The sequence below is a fragment of the Burkholderia crassaminum genome (assembly GCF_964265005.1).
Classification (GTDB): Bacteria; Pseudomonadota; Gammaproteobacteria; order Burkholderiales; family Burkholderiaceae; genus Burkholderia.
On record NZ_OZ183800.1, the window covers coordinates 1,082,226 to 1,100,996 of the forward strand.

The 18,771-nt window shown below is 62.7% G+C and carries 16 protein-coding genes; 10 read left to right on the forward strand and 6 right to left on the reverse strand.

What is annotated here, in order from left to right; all coding sequences use genetic code 11:
* Positions 1-35 precede the first annotated feature (35 nt).
* Genes ACPTTF_RS22010 through ACPTTF_RS22035 form a run of 6 tightly spaced genes read right to left on the reverse strand, consistent with a single transcriptional unit; the run spans position 36 to position 6,111 of the window.
* The gene (locus ACPTTF_RS22010; RefSeq protein WP_423368182.1) at positions 36-1,154 is read right to left on the reverse strand and encodes an ImpA family type VI secretion system protein; all 1,119 of its coding nucleotides are present in this window, start codon (positions 1,152-1,154) and stop codon (positions 36-38) included.
* Positions 1,151-2,224, reverse strand: a complete 1,074-nt coding sequence (gene tssG / locus ACPTTF_RS22015) for a type VI secretion system baseplate subunit TssG (RefSeq protein ID WP_423391176.1) — start codon at positions 2,222-2,224, stop codon at positions 1,151-1,153. Before tssG ends, ACPTTF_RS22010 begins: the two co-directional genes overlap by 4 nt.
* A complete protein-coding gene (gene tssF / locus ACPTTF_RS22020; protein ID WP_423368184.1) occupies positions 2,224-4,113 on the reverse strand; it encodes a type VI secretion system baseplate subunit TssF in 1,890 nt (629 codons plus the stop codon). The genes tssG and tssF overlap by 1 nt, the downstream gene beginning before the upstream one ends.
* 39 nt (positions 4,114-4,152) lie before the next feature.
* Positions 4,153-4,719 carry a type VI secretion system baseplate subunit TssE gene (gene tssE / locus ACPTTF_RS22025; protein WP_423368185.1) on the reverse strand — a complete coding sequence of 189 codons (567 nt, stop codon included), beginning with the start codon at positions 4,717-4,719 and terminating at the stop codon, positions 4,153-4,155.
* Complete coding sequence (locus ACPTTF_RS22030; protein ID WP_423368186.1) at positions 4,712-5,563, reverse strand: type VI secretion system accessory protein TagJ; 852 nt, start codon at positions 5,561-5,563, stop codon at positions 4,712-4,714. Before ACPTTF_RS22030 ends, tssE begins: the two co-directional genes overlap by 8 nt.
* Positions 5,560-6,111 carry a TagK domain-containing protein gene (locus ACPTTF_RS22035; protein WP_423391177.1) on the reverse strand — a complete coding sequence of 184 codons (552 nt, stop codon included), beginning with the start codon at positions 6,109-6,111 and terminating at the stop codon, positions 5,560-5,562. The genes ACPTTF_RS22030 and ACPTTF_RS22035 overlap by 4 nt, the downstream gene beginning before the upstream one ends.
* Before the next feature lie 619 nt (positions 6,112-6,730).
* Between ACPTTF_RS22035 and tssH the strand changes: the two genes are divergently transcribed.
* From tssH to ACPTTF_RS22085, 10 genes are all read left to right on the forward strand, one after another.
* Positions 6,731-9,412 (forward strand): type VI secretion system ATPase TssH, encoded by a 2,682-nt coding sequence (gene tssH, locus ACPTTF_RS22040; RefSeq protein ID WP_423368188.1) that lies wholly within the window; start codon positions 6,731-6,733, stop codon positions 9,410-9,412.
* A 36-nt stretch (positions 9,413-9,448) separates the two neighbouring features.
* The gene (gene tssB, locus ACPTTF_RS22045; RefSeq protein ID WP_423368189.1) at positions 9,449-9,988 is read left to right on the forward strand and encodes a type VI secretion system contractile sheath small subunit; all 540 of its coding nucleotides are present in this window, start codon (positions 9,449-9,451) and stop codon (positions 9,986-9,988) included.
* Positions 9,989-10,015: 27 nt separating this feature from the next.
* Positions 10,016-11,509, forward strand: a complete 1,494-nt coding sequence (gene tssC, locus ACPTTF_RS22050; RefSeq protein ID WP_166951129.1) for a type VI secretion system contractile sheath large subunit — start codon at positions 10,016-10,018, stop codon at positions 11,507-11,509.
* Between the two features lie 93 nt (positions 11,510-11,602).
* Complete coding sequence (locus ACPTTF_RS22055; RefSeq protein ID WP_166951133.1) at positions 11,603-12,088, forward strand: Hcp family type VI secretion system effector; 486 nt, start codon at positions 11,603-11,605, stop codon at positions 12,086-12,088.
* A gap of 78 nt (positions 12,089-12,166) precedes the next feature.
* Positions 12,167-12,670: a type VI secretion system lipoprotein TssJ gene (gene tssJ, locus ACPTTF_RS22060; RefSeq protein WP_423368190.1), complete on the forward strand. Its 504-nt coding sequence runs from the start codon at positions 12,167-12,169 to the stop codon at positions 12,668-12,670.
* Positions 12,671-12,701: 31 nt separating this feature from the next.
* On the forward strand, positions 12,702-14,048 hold the full coding sequence (tssK, locus tag ACPTTF_RS22065) for a type VI secretion system baseplate subunit TssK (protein ID WP_423368191.1): 1,347 nt from the start codon (positions 12,702-12,704) through the stop codon (positions 14,046-14,048).
* A gap of 71 nt (positions 14,049-14,119) precedes the next feature.
* Positions 14,120-16,651: a type VI secretion system Vgr family protein gene (locus ACPTTF_RS22070; protein WP_423368192.1), complete on the forward strand. Its 2,532-nt coding sequence runs from the start codon at positions 14,120-14,122 to the stop codon at positions 16,649-16,651.
* A 10-nt stretch (positions 16,652-16,661) separates the two neighbouring features.
* Positions 16,662-17,546, forward strand: a complete 885-nt coding sequence (locus ACPTTF_RS22075; RefSeq protein WP_423368193.1) for a DUF4123 domain-containing protein — start codon at positions 16,662-16,664, stop codon at positions 17,544-17,546.
* Positions 17,543-18,064, forward strand: a complete 522-nt coding sequence (locus tag ACPTTF_RS22080; protein WP_423368195.1) for a DUF3304 domain-containing protein — start codon at positions 17,543-17,545, stop codon at positions 18,062-18,064. The genes ACPTTF_RS22075 and ACPTTF_RS22080 overlap by 4 nt, the downstream gene beginning before the upstream one ends.
* A gap of 179 nt (positions 18,065-18,243) precedes the next feature.
* Positions 18,244-18,762, forward strand: a complete 519-nt coding sequence (locus ACPTTF_RS22085) for a DUF3304 domain-containing protein (RefSeq protein WP_423368197.1) — start codon at positions 18,244-18,246, stop codon at positions 18,760-18,762.
* The last annotated feature ends 9 nt before the right edge of the window (positions 18,763-18,771 follow it).

Genomic DNA, 18,771 nt, shown 5'->3' on the forward strand with positions numbered 1-18,771 from the left:
TGCATCTCGTCACGCCAAGGCGTGACGAGATGCCGTCATGAGCCATCGGCCTCTTCCCACTGAGCGAGCAGCTCCGGCGGGATGGCCTTGACGACATCGACATAGCGTTTCCCGACGAATTGTTCGGCGCGTTTGAGCAGCACCGGAATGGGGCTGCTCGGTTCGTTCGTTTCGAACCACCGGCGTGCCGCGCAGATCAACGTCAACGCTGCCTGCCGGTCCGTCGGCGCAAGGGGGGCGGGCGCGACAACGGACGTCGAGGTTGGAGAAGCAGCCGGCGCATCATCCGGGCGTGCCGGCGATGCGGGCGTTTCGGCGAGTGCCGCCAACGCCGGTGTATCGCGGTCCTCGTGCTCGACCGCAGGCAAAGTGTCGGATCGGGTATCGACCTGCGGTTCGCTTGCTTGAAAGAGCCGGAGCAGGCGGATCAACGAGGAGAAATCCGGCAGATACGTCTCGAGATGCGTCGCGCACCACGTATCGATGGCGCAGAGGCTCGAGATCGTGTCGTCGAAGGCCTTCATCGTCGACGGCTGCTGTTCGCGCAGGTTCTGCAACTGCAGCGCGACCGAATCGGGCGCGAGCGCATCGACCGGACGCGGATGTGCGAATGCACGCTCGACGTCGCGTACCTGCAGCCGGGTGGCGGTCGATCGTGTCAGGACGATTTCCCGCACATCGGCCAGCAACCCTTCCGGATCCGACAGCGCCTGCAATGCGTTCATCCGCATTTCCAGCGCGGCAGGTCGATCGTTGTCGGCATCGGCCTGTGGATGGACCTGGTCCGGAAACGCCTGCAACCAGGCCGCCAGCAGCCGCGTCCCATCCGCAAGACCCGCCACGCCGCCCAGGCGCGTGCGGCAGCGCGTATGCAGCATGGCGACGCGCATGTCCTTCGTCCGCGTCATCAAACGTCGGCAGTCTCGCTCGATCTCGCTCCAGTTGAGCGGATCGGGCGCACCGACGAAGGCGCCGTATTGCACATCCTGCCTGGGCGCGGTGCCGGCAAACAGCACCACGAAATCGTGGTCGTATTCGAGATCCGGGCCGCACGGCGCCGTATCGCTCAACGGCGCGAGCCAGTCCTCATGCGGCGTATCCGCGACGGCCGCCCGGCCGGGCGTGTTTTGCGTGGTAGACGATTTCCTGCTCATGGTCGATGTTCGGAGGCCGTGTCGCGGCGATTGAAATGGCGTGCATGGCGTTCGGGCTCAAAGCGCATGCCGGTGATCGGCTTGTCGGACGCAGGGCGGCCCAGCCAGCCGGACCAGCCCATCCGCTGCCGGCCGCCCATCACGGCCGGCGGCGCGCTCTCGGGCTTGATGCGCAGCTCGAGTTCCCATTCGAGCTCGTGACCGACGAATGCCCGCACCCACTCGACGAGGCGCGGCAGGTCTTCGCCTTGCGGCGTGAAGCGCAGGTACGCGTCGAGATCGACGGGGCCGATTACGATGCGGAACCGGTGCTGGCGGTCCGGTGCGACGCGCCCGAGCACCGCGCCGTGGCCCATCGTCGCGGCAGCGCCCGGGTAACCCATGCGCCCGCAGTCGGCCGGATCGATTTCGATCCAGTGAAAGACGTTTTCCTCGAGGGCGACCGGGACGCCGAAATAATGTTCGAGCGTGGCGCGCAGCCCGTCCGGATTGCGCGACTCTCGAACGAGATGGGCCGAGGCGGCAAGGCGCGCATGCGACGGAAGGGCGCGCCGGGTGATTTCGCCGATGTCTTGCCCGACAAGGCTGGCGACATAGAACGAGAACTGCTCGTCGTGTTTCCGGTCGAGGCCTGCAGCCGCCTGTGCGGACGCCCACGCCCGATAGAACAGGGTGAAGAACCGGTGATGGAAGATGTCGAAGAAGTCGACCGTGGTCGTGTCGCGGCGGCTGCTTTCCCGATCCTTCGCGATTTCGGTCATGTGGATGGGGAGTGGGCCGTTGGGCCCCAGCATGCCGAGGCCGAACAGCCGCACCTTGAGTCGCCCGGCCATCTCGTGTGCGCTCGCGATTTCCCGCGGCGCGAAGGCCAGGCTCGGCTGCTGGCCCAGCCTGAACGGTTCGGCCTGCGGCCGACGCGCGGTGCCGATCGGATCGATCGCGGGGTTCGCAGCGATCCGCCGCAGCAACGACAGGAACCCGAAACGCCAGGGTTCGGCCTGCAGGGCGTCGAGTAATTCGGGCGACAGGGCGTTGTCGCGCAGCAGCGCGGGGAGCGTGACGCGCTTCATCACAGGGCCCCGCGCGTGCCGGTGCGCGCCGGCCAGCGCGCGATCCGGCCGCGTTGCATCGAGTGCAGCTCCGTCTGCGTGAAGCTGTTGATCGACACGTGCCGCGCGAGCCAATGTTCGAGGATCGTGCCGAAAAGATAGGGGCTCACGCCCGAGAAGCCAGTCTCGTCGACCGTCAGCGCACATTCGATGCCGCGGCCGAAGGTCATCGGGCCGGTTCCCGGCAGCTTGCGCGTCACCGCGCGCGTTTTCGCGCCCACGAGGCTTTCGACCTGCCGGCCTTGTCCGGCGTCGCCATCTACGAGATACAGGTGCAACAGGTCGCGCAGGCCTTGCCCGCCCTCCCGGTGATCGAGCGCTTCGAGCGGCAGATAGTTGAAGTTCAGCTGGCGGATCAGGCGCCACGCCATTTCCCGCTCGGCATAAGGCGGCAACGGTGCGCTCGGCGGGCGGATCAGGCCGATGCTGTCGACCGGCGCGGACTGCGCGGTCTCCAGGTCGTGCACGCCGTCGCGCGGCACGAGCGTGGCGAGATCGCGGTTCGTCAACAGTGCCTCGACCGACAGGAAGCGGATGTTTTCGCCATATGGCGCCTCGGCCTGGTCGACGAGCGAGAGAAAGACTTCCGTCCCCACGTACGGCGTGCGCGTCCCGTAGCGGCGCGCCGAATCGGACAGCAGGCGCCGCTCGCGCCGCATCGAAAAATAACGGCCGTGGTTGCCTTCATCGTTGTTCAGCGTCTGGTAGAGCGGCCGGAACTCGAGTTCGGACGACGTCGCGGCGACCTGCCCGTAGACGGCGCTGACCGAGAACACCTCGTAGTCGAGCGGCGTGAGTCGAGCCGGTACCAGATGGAATTCGGTGTCGCGCGGCGAGATCTCGACCCGGTCGGTATGCTTGCGGAACAGATTGATGACGGGCGTGCAGAAGAGCGCGAAGCGCGATGCATCGACGAGATTGGCGAGCGACCCGGGCGCCCGGTCGAGCAGGACGACGATCTCGACTTCCCGGCCGTTGACGCGCGAGAACCCTTCGGCAAGGCCGTTCAACGCGAAGAACCAGAACCGCGCGGGGCAGGCGAAGTACTCGTGCAGCAGGTTGTGCCCGTGGAACTTGGCCCAGTTGAGCGGCAACAGGCTTTGATCGGTACCCAGACCTTCGTGTTCGACCGCATGGTCGGTGACGGCCGTGATCGGCGCGCCCGGCGTGCCGAACTCGCCGGGCGCGCCGATCACGGAAGCGATGCCGCTGGCATGCAGCAATTCGAACAGGTGCGACGCGACTTGTTCGTCGCCTGCCAGATAGACCGGAAGCCGGTCGAGTCCTTTCAGGTCGGCGATCCGCATATTGCCGGTGGTCGCGAGCCTGATTCGCAGCGCCCCACGCACTTGCATATCGGGCGGGCAATAACGCTCCAGCGCCGGGATGTCCGGTGGAATGCCGGTCAGCCGCACGTCGGTGATCGCGAGCGGCCACAGCGTGACGTCCTGTCCGCTCGTGAACTGGCAGGCCGTGCGCTCGCCATCGGGAACCTGCGCGGTGAACGCGGTCCCGCGCGCAAGGCGATAGCCATCGACGAGGCTACCTTCCGCCTGTCCGGGATACAGGCGAGCGATCGAGATCGATGGAGTCGGCGCGACGTAGTTCGGGTAGATGACCTCGAGCAGCCGCTCTGTGAAACGCGGAAACTCCGCATCGAGCTTGATCTGCATACGCGCCGCCATGAAGCTGAACGATTCGATCAGCCGCTCGACGTAAGGATCGGCCACTTCACCGGCCTGCATGCCGAGCCGACGCGCGATCTTCGGATGCGCATGCGCGAACTCGGCGGCGAGCTCGCGCATGTAAATGAGTTCCTGGTTGTAGTAATCGAGCAGTCGCGGGTCCATCGGAGAGGCCTCGTTAGGGTCGTGGTGTGCGCGCCGTGCTCAGCCGGCGCGCATGCCCGTGATGCGGATCTCGCTCGTTTCGAGATCCAGCGAGCTTTGCACCATGAATTCGAGCGGATACGGATCCATGTGAATCAGCCCGCGCACTTCGAAGGCGAGCACGTTGTGATGTTCGCCCGCGGAATCGGCATCGGCGTGGGTGCGGGGCGATACCACCAGTGAATCCGGAATCAGGCGCGGCTCGAAATCGCCGATGGCGCGACTGATCATGCATTCGACGTCGTTCCACTGGCGCGACGCGATAAAGGTGCCCGCGAGCGGCGGCACGCCGAAATTCACGGTCGACGCAGCGGCTTGCGGATGGCGGGCGCGATCGATCCGGTCTTCGATGCTCGTCGTGTTGAGCAGATAAGCGAGATCGCGCTGCACGATGTCGCGCATCTGCTTGCGCGTGACCGTGTATTCCTCCGGGGCTTCGGTCTGTCGATGCGGAGCATCGTCGCGCAGGCGGTCGAGCAGCGTCGGCATCAGATGCGAGTTGGCTCGCCGCGGTGTACGTACGGCCGGTGCATCGGTACCCGGCTGGCGTTGTCGGCGTTCAGTCATGGGCTGGATCCGCGCCGATCGCAACCGGCGTGACGCGCGAGCCGAACTCGGCGTGCGCCAGTTCGAACAAGCTGAAGTCGCCCAGGTCCGTTGCCCAGGTTTTCTGCCCGAGTGCGACGACACCTGTGCGGCCGATGTCGCGCCAGAGAGTCTCGCGTCCGAGACGCACGGCGTCGCTGCCGATTTCCGAACCCGGATACCGGGCCGGCATGAAGCCGTGGATGAGGCTGCCGTCGACGAGCGTGAGTGTGCAGGGCGCCCAGACCAGATCGATTGGTTGCGCCGGCTGCGACACGCGCCATGCTGCCAGGTCGGCGAACGGCACCCAGCGATAGTGTCCGGCCGTGATGAATTCGCAGGCCGGGCCGAAGCGGGAATCGCTGTCGGCGATCCAGGCGGCATGCCCCTGCGGGGCGACGAGCGGAACATTCGGCGCAGCCCGGAACGCCGAGTCGCGCACGATGTCGGCCTGTTCGACCTGCCCGTCGGCAGCGTGACGTATCGCGTCCAGCAGTGCATCGATCCAGGGCGGCGATGCATGGATGGCGCCAGGGTGTTCGCGGCCCTCGACCACCTTTGCCCGCCACCGTTCGGCACGAATCAGGTCGCGATACATCTGCGCGGTTCGGGCCTGATCCGGATCGAGCTTCGCCCACACCTGCAGTTGCTGCATCGCGCGTGACCACTCGCCGACGATGCACAGCAGCTGGAACAGCGCACGGCGATGTGGCGCGGTTGTCGGTTGCGAGCGGATGCGCGTTTCGATTCGCGCGATCTGGTCGGCGAGCGGAATGTTGTCCGCGCGATGGGTGGCGGGCGTATCGGTGGTGGTGTGCGCGGTCATGGCTGGTCCTTGCGCAAGGGCGCGACCAACGGGCTGTCCACGGACAGCGCATGGTGCTCGCGCCGGGTAAGCGGTGGCGGGGCGGGGGCGCGGCGCGCGGACTCGGCATGAAATTCGGGTGGCGCGAACAGTTGCAGGATCTCCGGAACGGATTCGCCATCGGTCACCGCTTCCACGTGTCCGACCAGATGGCCGAAGGCATCCTCGATCGTGCGATTGCCGGACAGGAACGTCTCGATCGAATCCGAACGCCCCGGGCTTTCGTAAGCCGGCGAGTCGTGCGGGTGATCCGGTGCGATCGGGGGCGCAAGCGTGTCGTCCACCGATGGGGCCCATACGGAAGCGATCGGTGCGCCTGGATCGGCGAGCGCGCGCCAGTACTGCGCATGAAGCGCATCGATCAGCGCGTCGGTGTTGCCGGCCTCGATGTCGGCCGTGTCCGCGGTGGTATGCGAACGGGCAGCAGCATCTTCCCGGGTGCCGATACCGAGCAGAGCGAGCATGTCGTCGTCGGTGCGAGCGGAACCGAAGGCGTCGTCCAGCGGCAACGTGTCGGTAACGGACGGACGTGCTTTCTCCGGCACGGACGCGACGAGCGGGGTGTTCGACTGATGATGCCACGGCAGGCGAAGGGGGCGCATGGGCAGGTTCGGTGGCGAAAGATCTGAAAATAAAACGTGAGTATCGATGAATATATCGTCTCAAAAAAGGACTTGGACAATTGAATGTTTGAAAATCGATTGTTAAAAATTGAAACAGTTAAATAAAAATACGATTTGAATCAAAGTGATGCTGCCATTTGTTTGCATTTTTGGTGGTGGATTCATGATTTTTATCTCGAAATAACAGTGACTTGCGTGTGGTGAGTTCGATGGGGTGGCGTTGGTCGTGCATGATTTTTCGGTTGCTTTTGCATGGATTTGATGCCGTGGACTATAGGACTAGTCCGAATTTTTATTTAATATTTGCGATGAAATTAATGCGTTGACGTGTTTATTGTTTCGTGTTGATAATTCGGCTCCTGATTCGAGTCGGCCGTTTTTTCGAATCGGAGAGAGATGCGTGTTTTGAGGGTTCGAGATCCCGCCTGGTACGACGAGCATAAAGGACTCCTCATTGCTGGAGCGGATTCGTTCGAAACACGCTAACGAACAAAACAAGACCATCATGAACATTTCACGCCAGACTTTGTTCGGCAAGCTCGGGGTCGAGCTTTACCGGGGAATCGAGTCGGCGACGAGTTTCTGCAAACTGCGCGGGAATCCGTTCGTCGAACTAGTCCACTGGCTGCACCAGTTGCTCCAGCAGCCTGACGGCGACCTGCAGCGGATCTTGCGTCATGCGGAGATCGATCGCGATGCGCTCGAGCGCGATCTTGCACGTGCGCTCGCTGCGTTACCCGCCGGCGCAAGTTCGATCAGCGATTTTTCCTGGCATATCGAAGCGGCCATCGAGCGTGGCTGGGTGCTGGCGACCCTCGGGCATGGAGATCGTCGCGTGCGCGGTGCATGGCTGATCGCGGCGCTTGTCTCGACGCCGGAACTTCGGCGCGTGCTCCTCGCCATTTCCCCCGAATTCGGCAAGATTCCGGTGGAAGATCTTGGGGACGCGCTTCCCGCCTGGATCGACGGGTCGCCGGAGGCAGCGGACGGGCCGTACGACCGCAGCGAACTTGTACCGGCCCTGCCGGGCGAGGCTTCCGGTGCGCTGCCGGGCCCGTCGAAGGGCAACGTGCTCGAGCAGTATTGCCTGGATCTCACCGCGCGGGCGCGTGCCGGCGAAATCGATCCCGTCATCGGCCGCGAACTCGAAATCCGCACCATGATCGACGTGTTGCTGCGTCGGCGGCAGAACAATCCGCTGGTTACCGGCGAGGCCGGCGTCGGCAAGACGGCCGTCGTGGAGGGGCTTGCACGCTCGATCGCAGCGGGCAACGTGCCGCCGAATCTCGCCGACGTACGGTTGCTGAGCCTCGATGTCGGCGCGCTGCTGGCAGGGGCCAGCATGAAGGGCGAATTCGAGGCTCGCCTGAAGGGCGTGCTCGAGGCCGCGGCACGATCGGCGGCGCCCGTCATCCTGTTCGTCGACGAAATCCATACGCTGATCGGTGCGGGCGGGCAAGCCGGCACCGGCGATGCCGCCAACCTCCTCAAACCCGCGCTTGCACGCGGCACGATTCGCACGATTGGCGCGACGACCTGGGCCGAGTACAAGCGGCATATCGAGAAGGACCCGGCGCTGACCCGGCGTTTCCAGGTGTTGCAGGTCGCGGAGCCGTCCGAGGCGGCGGCGACCGACATGGTTCGCGGGCTCGTGCCGACGTTCTCGTCGCATCACGGCGTCGTCGTTCGCGATGAAGCGATCCGCGCCGCAGTGACACTGTCGCATCGATACATTCCGTCCCGTCAGCTGCCCGACAAGGCGATCAGCCTGCTCGACACCGCGTGCGCGCGCGTGGAGTTGTCGCAGCACGCGACACCGCGCGAACTGGACGACGTGCGGCAGCGCCTGGCTGCCGCGCGTGCCGAAGAGACGCTGCTGGTGCAGGAGGCCCGCATCGGTCTCGATGCAGACAAGGCGTTGAATCGCGTGCGCACGCGCATCGACGTGCTGGCGACGGAAGAGGCGGCGATCGCGGATCGGTGGCGTGAGCAGGCGCAGGCCGCCCAGGCGTTGCTCGCCGTGCGCGAAGCCGCGATCGCGGACGCAGATGGTTCGCCGGTATCGGTCGACCGGCTGCGTGAACTCGAACGGACGCTGGCCGCGCTGCAGGGTGATGTGCCGCTCGTCTTTCCCGAGGTCGACGCCTCCATCGTCGCCGAGATCGTTTCGGACTGGACCGGCATCCCGGTCGGCCGCATGGTCACCGACGAGATTGCCGCCGTGCGCCGCCTTCCGGAAACGCTGGGTGCGCGCGTGATCGGGCAACGCGACGCACTGCACCTGATCGGCGAGCGCGTGCAGACCGCACGATCCGGCCTGACCGATCCGAAGAAGCCGCTGGGCGTGTTCCTGCTTGCCGGTCCGTCCGGTGTCGGCAAGACCGAGACCGCACTGGCGCTTGCCGAAGCGCTGTACGGAGGCGAACAGAACCTGATCACGATCAACATGAGCGAGTATCAGGAATCGCACACCGTGTCGGGCCTGAAGGGCGCGCCGCCCGGCTATGTCGGCTACGGCGAAGGCGGTGTGCTGACCGAAGCGGTGCGCCGCCGCCCATACGCGGTGGTGTTGCTCGACGAGATCGAGAAGGCGCATCGCGACGTGCACGAAATGTTCTTCCAGGTGTTCGACAAGGGCTACATGGAAGACGGCGACGGCCGACATATCGATTTCCGCAATACCACCATCCTGCTGACGAGCAACGTCGGTGCCGACCTGAGCGCGAGTCTGTGCGCGGATCCTGCGCTGTCGCCGGATCTCGATGGCTTGCGGGCCGCGCTTGCCCCGGAGTTGCTGGAGGTATTCCCGGCGGCGTTCATGGGGCGGGTGACGGTCGTGCCGTACCGGCCGCTGGCCGACGACGCGCTCGCCAGTATCGTCCGCCTGCATCTGGATCGCGTCGTGAAGCGCATGGTGGACAGCCACGACATCGTGCTTGCGTACGACGACACGGTTGTGAACTACATCGTCGGCCGCTGCCTGGTTCAGGAGACCGGTGCGCGCGTGCTCATTGGCTTCATCGAACAGCACTTGCTGCCGCGCCTTTCCTCGCTCTGGCTCGATGCGTTTGCATCGCGCGCGCCGCTCGCGCACATCGCGATCGGCGTGACCGACGCGTCCGCATCGCCCGCCCATGCGCTGACGTTCGAGGCGACCCCTTCTCATCTTGTCGAGCCTTGCTGTTGAGCTCGACATCCGTCAACCACTGTCAGGAGACTGTTCATGTCCGCTAGCAGTTCGCAGAAGTTCATCGCGCGCAATCGTGCGCCGCGCGTGCAGATCGAATACGACGTCGAAGTGTATGGCTCGGAGAAGAAAATCGAGCTTCCGTTTGTAATGGGCGTGCTCGCCGACCTGTCCGGCAAGTATCCGGTCGAACCGCTGCCGGCGGTGTCGGACCGCCTGTTCCTGGAAATCGATATCGACAACTTCGACGAGCGCATGAAGGCGATCCGGCCGCGCGTCGCGTTTGCCGTGCCGAATACGCTGACGGGCGAAGGCCAGATGATGGTCGACATGACCTTCGAAAGCATGGAGGACTTCTCGCCGGCTGCGATCGCCGACAAGGTGGAGCCGCTGCGCCGCTTGCTCCAGGCGCGTACGCAACTGGCGAACCTGCAGACGTACATGGACGGCAAGTCGGGGGCCGAGGCGCTCGTCACCCAGTTGCTGCAGGACCCGGCGCTGCTGAAGTCGCTGGCCGCGGCACCGCGGCCCGAGCGGCTCGAAGAAGGCGCGGCCGATCCGGGCGACGCGAGCTGACCGACAAACCGATCGAGGATGACCATCATGGCAAAACAGCAAGCACAGGCCGTCGAGGCGCTGGCAACCACCCAGTCCGATTTCACGCAGTTGCTGGAACGGGAATTCCGTCCGAAGACGGACCAGGCCCGCGCGGCGGTGGAACATGCGGTGCAAACGCTCGCTGAGCAGGCGCTCGTGCAATCGATCACGATCAGCGACGATGCCTACAAGAGCATCGCCGCCATCATCGCGCAGATCGATCACAAGCTCTCCGAGCAGATCAACCTGATCCTGCATCACGACGACTACCAGGCGCTCGAATCGGCATGGCGCGGCCTGAGCCATCTCGTGTCGAACACCGAGACGGACGAGCACCTGAAGATTCGCGTGATGGACGTCTCGAAGACCGAGCTGCATCGCACGATGCGTCGCTACAAGGGGCTGGCGTGGGACCAGAGCCCGCTCTTCAAGCAGATCTACGAGCAGGAATACGGCCAGCTCGGCGGCGAGCCGTACGGGTGCATCGTGGCCGACTACTACTTCGACCACACGCCGCCGGACGTCGACCTGCTCGGTTCGATCGCGAAGGTAGCGGCGGCAGCGCACACGCCGTTCGTGACAGGTGCGGCCCCATCGGTGCTGCAGATGGAGTCCTGGCAGGAACTGGCCAACCCGCGCGACCTGACGAAGATCTTTACGCAGAACCTCGAATACACCGCGTGGAATTCGCTGCGCAATACCGAGGACGCGCGCTACGTCGGCCTCGCGATGCCGCGCTTCCTGGCACGACTGCCGTATGGCGCGAAGACCAATCCGGTCGACGAGTTCGATTTCGAGGAAGACACGAACGGCTCGAATCACAGCCGCTACGGCTGGGCCAACGCGGCATACGCGATGGGCGTCAACATCAACCGTTCGTTCAAGCAATACGGCTGGTGCTCACTGATCCGCGGCGTCGAATCCGGCGGTACGGTCGAAAACCTGCCGTGCCACACGTTCCCGACGGACGACGGCGGGATCGACATGAAGTGCCCGACCGAGATCGCAATTTCGGATCGTCGCGAGGCTGAACTGTCGAAGAACGGCTTCATCCCGCTCGTGCATCGCAAGAATACCGATCACGCGACCTTCATCGGCGCCCAGTCGCTGCAGAAGCCGGCCGAGTATCACGACGCCGACGCAACCGCCAACGCGAACCTGTCCGCGCGCCTGCCGTATCTGTTCGCCTGCTCGCGCTTCGCGCACTACCTGAAGTGCATCGTGCGCGACAAGATCGGTGCATTCAAGGAGCGCGAGGACATGCAGCGCTGGCTCAACGAATGGATCATGCACTACGTCGACGCCGACCCGGCGAACTCATCTCAGGACACGAAGGCGCGCCGGCCGCTCGCGGCGGCCGAGGTGCTCGTCGAGGATGTGGAAGGCAATCCCGGCTACTACCAGGCGAAGTTCTTCCTGCGCCCGCACTTCCAGCTCGAAGGGCTGACCGTTTCGCTGCGGCTCGTGACGAAGCTGCCGTCGATCAAGGAAGCCGCTTAACCATCCGGCAGGTCCCGCAGGGTCGAGCCTCGGATTGCTTCGGCGAACGGCGATCGGCCCGTTTCCAATCACTTAATAATAGGAATACTACGCATGTCACAGGACATTTTTCTGAAGATCGACGGCATCAACGGCGAATCGCTCGACGACAAGCACAAGGACGAGATCGAGATCCTGAACTGGGACTGGGAAATCCTGCAGGAATCGTCGATGCATTCGGGGAGCGGCGGCGGCGCCGGGAAGGCGACCGTCAAGGACCTCACGTTCGAACACAACATCGATCGCGCGAGCCCGAACCTGATGAAGTACGCGCTGACGGGCAAGCACATCGACCAGGCCGTGCTGGTGATGCGCAAGGCCGGTGGCAACCCGCTCGAGTACCTGAAGCTCACGATGAGCGACGTGATCGTCACGCGCGTGAAGCCGTCGGGCAGCAAGGCCGGCGAAGAGAAGAGCCGAGAGACGGTGTCGCTGTCGTTCTCGAAGGTCAAGCAGGAGTATGTCGTGCAGAACGCGCAGGGCGGTAGCGGCGGCGCCGTCACGGCGAGCTTCGACATCAAGGGCAACAAGGAAGCGTAAGTGCGGTGTGTCGCGCGCGACAGGGCATTCGTGTTCTCCGCGCGCGACGCATTTCGCGGTTCATGAGGTGAATTCTGCATGCGTTCGATTTTGACAGCCGCTTCGTGCGCCGCCGTCGTGCTGCTTTCGGCCTGCGCGAGCGGCGAACCGAAGCCGAAGGAGCCGATTCGGCTCGAACTGGCCGTCAACGCGGCATCCGACGTGAATCCGGACGATCGCGGGCGGGCGGCGCCGATCGTGGTGCGCCTCTACGAGCTGAAGAACGACAACGCATTCGAGGCGGCGGATTTCTTCACGTTGGAGAAACAGGAGAAGACGGTGCTGGCCGACGACGTCGTCAAGCGCGACGAATTCCTGTTGCGGCCCGGCGAGCATCGGAAAGTCGTCCGGCGGCCCGATCCGGAAACGACCGCCATCGGCGTGATCGCGGCCTATCGCGACCTGCCGAACGCGGTGTGGCGGTCGGTCTACACGATGCCGGTCGCGCCCGACAAGGCGTGGTACCGCTTTACACCGAAGCTGAAACTGACTGTCGATCTCGAGGCCAAGGCTGTCAGGATCGACGAAGCGAAGAAGAAATGAAACACGTCGCGCAACACAACGGACGATACGTATGAGCTGGTACGCCAAGGTTGCCTGGCAGGAAGGGTTGTTTTTCAGACCGCAACTGTTCCAGCAACAGGAACGCTATTTCGAGAAGTACGCGCACATGCGTACGGCGCCGCTGTCGCCGTTTTTCTTCGGCTTCGTGCATTACGGGCTCGATCTTGAATCGCTCGCGCTCGGGAAGGTGATCGTCAAGTCGGCCACCGGCGTGTTCGCTGACGGCACGCCGTTCGATGCGCCGGGCAATACACCGCTGCCGCCGCCGTTGACGATCCGTCCGGAACATCTCGATCAGTTGATCTATCTGGCCGTGCCGGTGCGCTTGCCGAACTGCGAGGAAACGACGTTCGAGAACACGGCGGATTCGATGGCGCGCTACCAGGTGTTCGATACCGAGCTGCGCGACTCGAATTCGGTCGGGCTGGCGCCCGAGTCCGTCCAGCTGTCGAACCTCCGGCTGCGCCTGGTGCCCGAGAAGGAGCTGGGCAGTGCGTGGATCGGCCTGGCGCTGACGAGTGTGAAGACCATTCGCGCGGACGGCAGCATCGAACTGGATGACACGATCGTGCCGCCGGTGTCGGGCTATGGCGCGAGCGATCTGCTGACGAGCTGGGTCACGAAGATCCACGATCTCGCTCACCTGCGCGCGAATGCGCTGTCGCAGCGGCTGGCCGGCACCGACGAAACGACCGCGAGTGCGGCGACTGTCACGGACTACCTGCTGTTGCAGATCCTGAACCGGTACGAGCCGTTGCTGCAGCACATGCTGCGCGTGCCGACCACGTCGCCTGCGGACTTGTACATGCTGCTGATCGCGATGGCGGGGGAACTGTCGACCCATCTGCGCACGGACACGCGCCGTCCGCTCGAGACACATCCGCCTTATCAGCATACGACGCCGCATCTTTGCCTGAAGCCGGTGGTCGACGATACGCATCGGCTGCTCAATGCCGTGCTGGTGCGGAGCGCGCAGAGCATTGCGCTCGAGGATCAGGGGCATGGCATGCGCAATGCGGTGGTCGATCCGGTGGATATGCAAGGTTTCGCTTCGCTGGTGCTGGCCGTGAATGCGGCGATGCCGCCCGATGTGCTGCGGCAGCAGTTTCTCGCGCAGGCGAAGGCGGGGCCGTCGGAAAAACTGCCGAGCCTGGTGCGTAGTCATTTGCCGGGTATCGGCATGCAGGTCCTGCCGGTGCCGCCGCGGCAGATTCCGTTCAACGCGGGATACATCTATTACGAGCTGACGCAGGGCGGGGCGCTGTGGGAGGAGGTGGTGCGCCACGGCGGGATCGGGTTGCATGTGGCGGGGGAGTTTCCTTCGCTCCGGCTCGAACTGTGGGGGGTGCGCGCGTGAGCGGAATGGATGCGAGCGGACCAGAAATCGTCGGCCGTCGGTGATTCGAGTGATTCAACGGAGGTATCGGAATGGCTTTGTTTGACGCACCACGGACGCTGTCGGTTTCCGGAGCGGCCTTGCCGATGTACGGTGATCAGTCGCTTCTGACGCCGGTAAAGCTCACTGGAGGCGAGACGATCGGCGAGTTGTTCGAGTACGTCCTTGAGTTGAAAACGCCGGACGCACTCGGTTTTTCGCAGAGCATTGCGGCGAACGTCGATCTTGACGCGCTGATCGGCACGGAGGTGACCGTATCGATCCAGCTCGAGGGCAGGGGGCATTTCATTCCAGGTCTCGCCGGTGCTGCCGGAATGGCAAATATCGGTGCTGGCACGCGCGAAATCACCGGCGTTGTCAGTCAGGCGACCATCGTACGTGAAGACGGTCGCTCGATCGTCTATGCGCTTACGCTGCGACCGTGGCTCTGGCATGCGACCAAGAATTGCGACTGTCGCATTTTCCAGGATATGTCGGTGGTCGAGATCACGGATGCCGTGCTGTCGGTTTATCCGTTCCCGATCGATAAGCGCCTGACGACTCCTCGACCGAACAAGGTATGGCCCAAGCGGGACATTCAGCGTCAGCACCTCGAAAGCGATTGGACATTCCTGCAGCGTTTGTGGGAAGAGTGGGGCATCTACTACTTCTTCGAGCATGACGAGGGCAAGCATCGACTCGTGCTTTGCGATTCGATGGGGGCGCTCAAACCGCTCGGCGATACCTATGCCGAGCTTCGCTACGAACCGCCGACCAGTCGACGGATCGACGAGGAACACATTCACGATTTCTCGGTGTCCCATGCGTTGACCACGGGTGTGGTGACGGCTGCCGACTACGACTATACGTTGCCGCGGGCGAATTTGACCGTGACGCGCGAGGATCCTCGCGATACGGGCCTCGCTCATCAGGAGCGTTATTCGTGGGGGGATTACGCGCAGCCGCAAGCGGGGGCGGCCGGACTCTCCGGCGCTCACAACGAGCCGCGCACGGAAGCGGAATATCTGACGCTGGTGCAGATGCAGGCCTGGCGGTGCCAGGGATTGAGGGCCCACGGCAAGGGCAACTTGCGTGGCATGGTCACCGGGCAGACGTTCGTGCTGTCGCACTACCCGCAGGGCGCGGCGAATCGCGAATATGCCGTGATTGCGTGCCGGCTTTCGATCGAAGAGATCGGCGAAGCGTCGGGGTCCGGCCAGCAGTATCGCTGCGAAGCGGATTTCACGGTGCAGCCGACGAATGAACCGTTTCGGCTGGTGCGAACGATTGCGAAGCCGCGCATGGCAGGTGTCGAGTATGCCGTTGTGACTTGCCCCGAGAATCAGGAGATCTGGACCGACGCATACGGTCGGGTGAAGGTGCAGTTTCTATGGGACCGGCTGGGCCGGAGCGACGAGCGTTCCAGCTGCTGGGTACGCGTTGCCGGTGCGTGGCACGGCGATCAGTTCGGTGGCATCTTTCTGCCACGCCGGGGGCATGAGGTCGAGGTCGCGTTTGTCAACGGCGATCCGGACTTGCCGATCGTCGTGGGCAGCGCGGTGAATGCATTCAACATGCCGCCGTTCGCGTTGCCGGAGAACCAGACACTCGCCGGTTATCGCAGCAAGGAGGTCGGTGCCCGGCGGGCGAATACGCTGGCCTTCGACGATACGAACGGAAAGATCCAGGCGCATCTGTCGAGCGACGAAGGTTGTTCGCAGTTGAATCTGGGGTACATCACGCGTATTGCGGGGAATGCGGGGCGGCAGGATGAGCGCGGTCGCGGAGCCGAGCTGCGGACGGACGGCCATGGCGTGTTTCGTGCGGGGCAGGGCATGCTGCTTACGACGGAGCTACGTCCCAATGCGCAGTCGCATTTGACCGACATGAGTGAAACGACTGTCCGGTTGGAAGAAGCTGCGCGTTGGCAGTCGACGATTGCTCAACTGGCGCAACAGGCCACGGCGCAGGACGCGAACGCCCATCAGGAAGAAGTCGCCGCGACGCTGGCCAGACAGAACGCGGCCATACGCGGACCGCAAAACCCCGCCAACGAGGGCTTTTCCGAGCTGGGTGCGCCGCACGTCGTTATTGCCGGCGCCGCCGGCATTCAGACTACGACCCCCGCGACAACGCATATCGCGAGCGGTCAGCACGTCGCGCTGACGAGCGGAGCGCATATCGCGGCATCGGCGAGCGGTAGCGTCCTCGTCAGCGCTCAGGATACGGTGCGTCATTTTGCAGCGCGTGGAGGCATGAAATCCGTCGCGGCGGATGGCGATATCGACATTCACGCACTGCAGAAGGCGATCAATCTGCTGGCTCTACTGGAGATCAACGTCACCAGCGACACGATCCATATCAAGGCGAAAAAGAAGCTGGTTCTGAACGGTGGCGGAAGCTATATCGAGCTTGAGCAGGGCAGCATCAAAAGTGGCACCAGCGGCATCTGGTTGGCACATGCAGCCACCCATTATTTCCCGAAACCCGACGAAGTTCCCGTCGAGCTTCACCTCCCCAAGGTGTGCATCGAGTGTCTGCTGAAAGCCGCGAAGAGCGGTGCATCGGTTGTGCCGCGGCTTTGAGGCTGGCTTCATGAAAACAGTAGACGACAACGGAAAACTCTATGGTCTGGTCGATGGCGCGCAGTACCCGGAGGCGCTTGCTGCATGGGTGCTCGAGTTCTCGCCGGAGGTGCGATCGTTATTTGAAGGGTTGCCTGAGGAGGAGGCCGGAAACGCGGCTCCGATTCTTTTCGAGATCGACGACGCGCATAGCGAATGGGTTCGTCATATCGATCAGATGGATCTGTATCGGCCATGCTTCGCAGTGATGCGCAGCGCACTCGGTATCGATGAACTCAAGATTCATATTCAACGTTTTCTCTTTGCGGACATCGGCGAAGGCATGCAGGTTCTGCTTCGCTGGTTCGATCCACGTTCGCTTCCGTCGATAGTGGACGTCGTTGGCAAAGCGGTGAGCGTTGAACTCACGCGCCCGATAACGACATGGATGTACCGCGGTGGAAACTCGGAGTGGCAGTACATCGCTATCGAAGAACGTTCGCACGTCGACGATGCGGGGCAGTTCTCGTTGTCACTCGGTCAGCGGCAGCTCGATACGTTGGAAAAGCATGACGAGCCGCATGCGCTCATGAGCGAGTTGAGCGACCTTGGCCTGATCGACGCGAATCAGCCATATGCCATCAGGTACCGGGATTTTCTTCGCCGATATGGTCGCGCGATTCAATGGGGGTTGGCGCTGCGGGCAGATCTTCACGCGTTCTGTGTGGCCTCGTATCAGTATGGCGAAGCGTTCGACCGACAGGGGGAGATTCGATCGGCCATTCGGTCGGCTGTTGCCGGCGAGGCATCGTTGCTACAAGAGTTTGAGTTGGTTCCGGCGTATGTATGGCGGGATTTGATGCGTGATTTCGAGAAGCATGTGAAGTCGCTCGACGAACAGGAAGCCGAAAAATGATCGTATTTGTTTCGAAGCGCTTTGCCGGTCTTCTTGTTGCTGGCTTCCTGTCGACGATCCTTGGGTGCTCGGATGCAAATGAGAGTAACCCGTCAGACGTGAGTGGCTATAACTACACCGACTACTACATCGCCGGATTCCGCGTCGGGAGTGAAGGTCAGGAAGTCTCAGCGAGCGGGCCGAATATCTTTCCTAAAAAGGACGGTCAAGCGCGCTCGGGCGGAGGGGGATTCGTGTGCTGCATCAGCATTCCTGCCCACTGGCGTCCAGGCATGAAGCTCGTGATCAAGTGGAAGGTTGACAAGATCCAAGATGGAAAGACGCCAGGTAAATGGTACGCGGCGACCACGGACGTGCCGCCGTATGGGCCGCGCACCGCGGGCTTTGTGGTGCATTTCCTGTCAGGCGATCGGATTCGTATCCAGATCAGGGATGAGAAAGGAATTCTTCCCAAAGTCGATGATGACGATCCCTATATCGTGCGGGGTGTACTGGACCCGGAATTGAACAAGAAGTGAGGAGAAGGTGCGATGAGCGTCATTCGATGGCCTGAGCCATTCAACGAACGGGGTCGTTTGGGCGAGGGCGAAACTGCTCGAGCAACGGGAAAAAGTACCTTGGCAGGAGAGTTCTGCCGCTGCCCGCAGACGCTACGCGTCATCTTGATTCTGACTACACAAAAGGAGATTTTCTTGAGATGAATATCACTGTTCTGAGATATTTCCTTGTCTTGCTTATCGGTTCGCTGTTGCTAACGATGATTGGTTGCTCAGATTCGAATGACATCAATCCGTCGAGCGTCAGCGGCTATAACTATACAGATTATTATATTCATCAATTTACGATTTCAAACGAAAATCAAGACCTGTCTGCGGGCGGTTCAAATATGTTGCCGAAGGCAGCTGGAAAACAGCGCTCGGAAAGTGGTGGATCGTGCTGTATTGGTATCCCCTCTCAATGGCGTCCGGGTATGAAGCTTGTGATCAAGTGGAAAGTTGACAAGATTCAAGATGGGAAGACACCGAGTAAGTGGTACATAGCAACCACTGACGTGCCGCCGTACGGGCCGCGCACAGCGGGCTTCGTGGTGCATTTCCTGCCGGGGGACCGGATTCGCATACAAATCAGGGATGAGAAAGGGATTTTTCCGAGAATAGATGATCGGGATCCCTACATCGTGCAGGGCGTGCTGGACTCGGAATTGAACAAAAAGTGAGGAGAAGGT

Bases quoted from the DNA above. Each gene is read 5' to 3' on its own strand.
- tssJ (WP_423368190.1), top strand. From the start codon at position 12,167: ATGCGTTCGATTTTGACAGCCGCTTCGTGCGCCGCCGTCGTGCTGCTT.
- ACPTTF_RS22055 (WP_166951133.1), top strand. From the start codon at position 11,603: ATGTCACAGGACATTTTTCTGAAGATCGACGGCATCAACGGCGAATCG.
- ACPTTF_RS22075 (WP_423368193.1), top strand. From the start codon at position 16,662: ATGAAAACAGTAGACGACAACGGAAAACTCTATGGTCTGGTCGATGGC.
- ACPTTF_RS22085 (WP_423368197.1), top strand. From the start codon at position 18,244: ATGAATATCACTGTTCTGAGATATTTCCTTGTCTTGCTTATCGGTTCG.
- tssC (WP_166951129.1), top strand. From the start codon at position 10,016: ATGGCAAAACAGCAAGCACAGGCCGTCGAGGCGCTGGCAACCACCCAG.
- ACPTTF_RS22080 (WP_423368195.1), top strand. From the start codon at position 17,543: ATGATCGTATTTGTTTCGAAGCGCTTTGCCGGTCTTCTTGTTGCTGGC.
- tssH (WP_423368188.1), top strand. From the start codon at position 6,731: ATGAACATTTCACGCCAGACTTTGTTCGGCAAGCTCGGGGTCGAGCTT.
- ACPTTF_RS22010 (WP_423368182.1), bottom strand. From the start codon at position 1,154: ATGAGCAGGAAATCGTCTACCACGCAAAACACGCCCGGCCGGGCGGCC.
- ACPTTF_RS22070 (WP_423368192.1), top strand. From the start codon at position 14,120: ATGGCTTTGTTTGACGCACCACGGACGCTGTCGGTTTCCGGAGCGGCC.
- tssB (WP_423368189.1), top strand. From the start codon at position 9,449: ATGTCCGCTAGCAGTTCGCAGAAGTTCATCGCGCGCAATCGTGCGCCG.
- tssE (WP_423368185.1), bottom strand. From the start codon at position 4,719: ATGACTGAACGCCGACAACGCCAGCCGGGTACCGATGCACCGGCCGTA.
- tssG (WP_423391176.1), bottom strand. From the start codon at position 2,224: ATGAAGCGCGTCACGCTCCCCGCGCTGCTGCGCGACAACGCCCTGTCG.
- tssK (WP_423368191.1), top strand. From the start codon at position 12,702: ATGAGCTGGTACGCCAAGGTTGCCTGGCAGGAAGGGTTGTTTTTCAGA.
- ACPTTF_RS22030 (WP_423368186.1), bottom strand. From the start codon at position 5,563: ATGACCGCGCACACCACCACCGATACGCCCGCCACCCATCGCGCGGAC.
- tssF (WP_423368184.1), bottom strand. From the start codon at position 4,113: ATGGACCCGCGACTGCTCGATTACTACAACCAGGAACTCATTTACATG.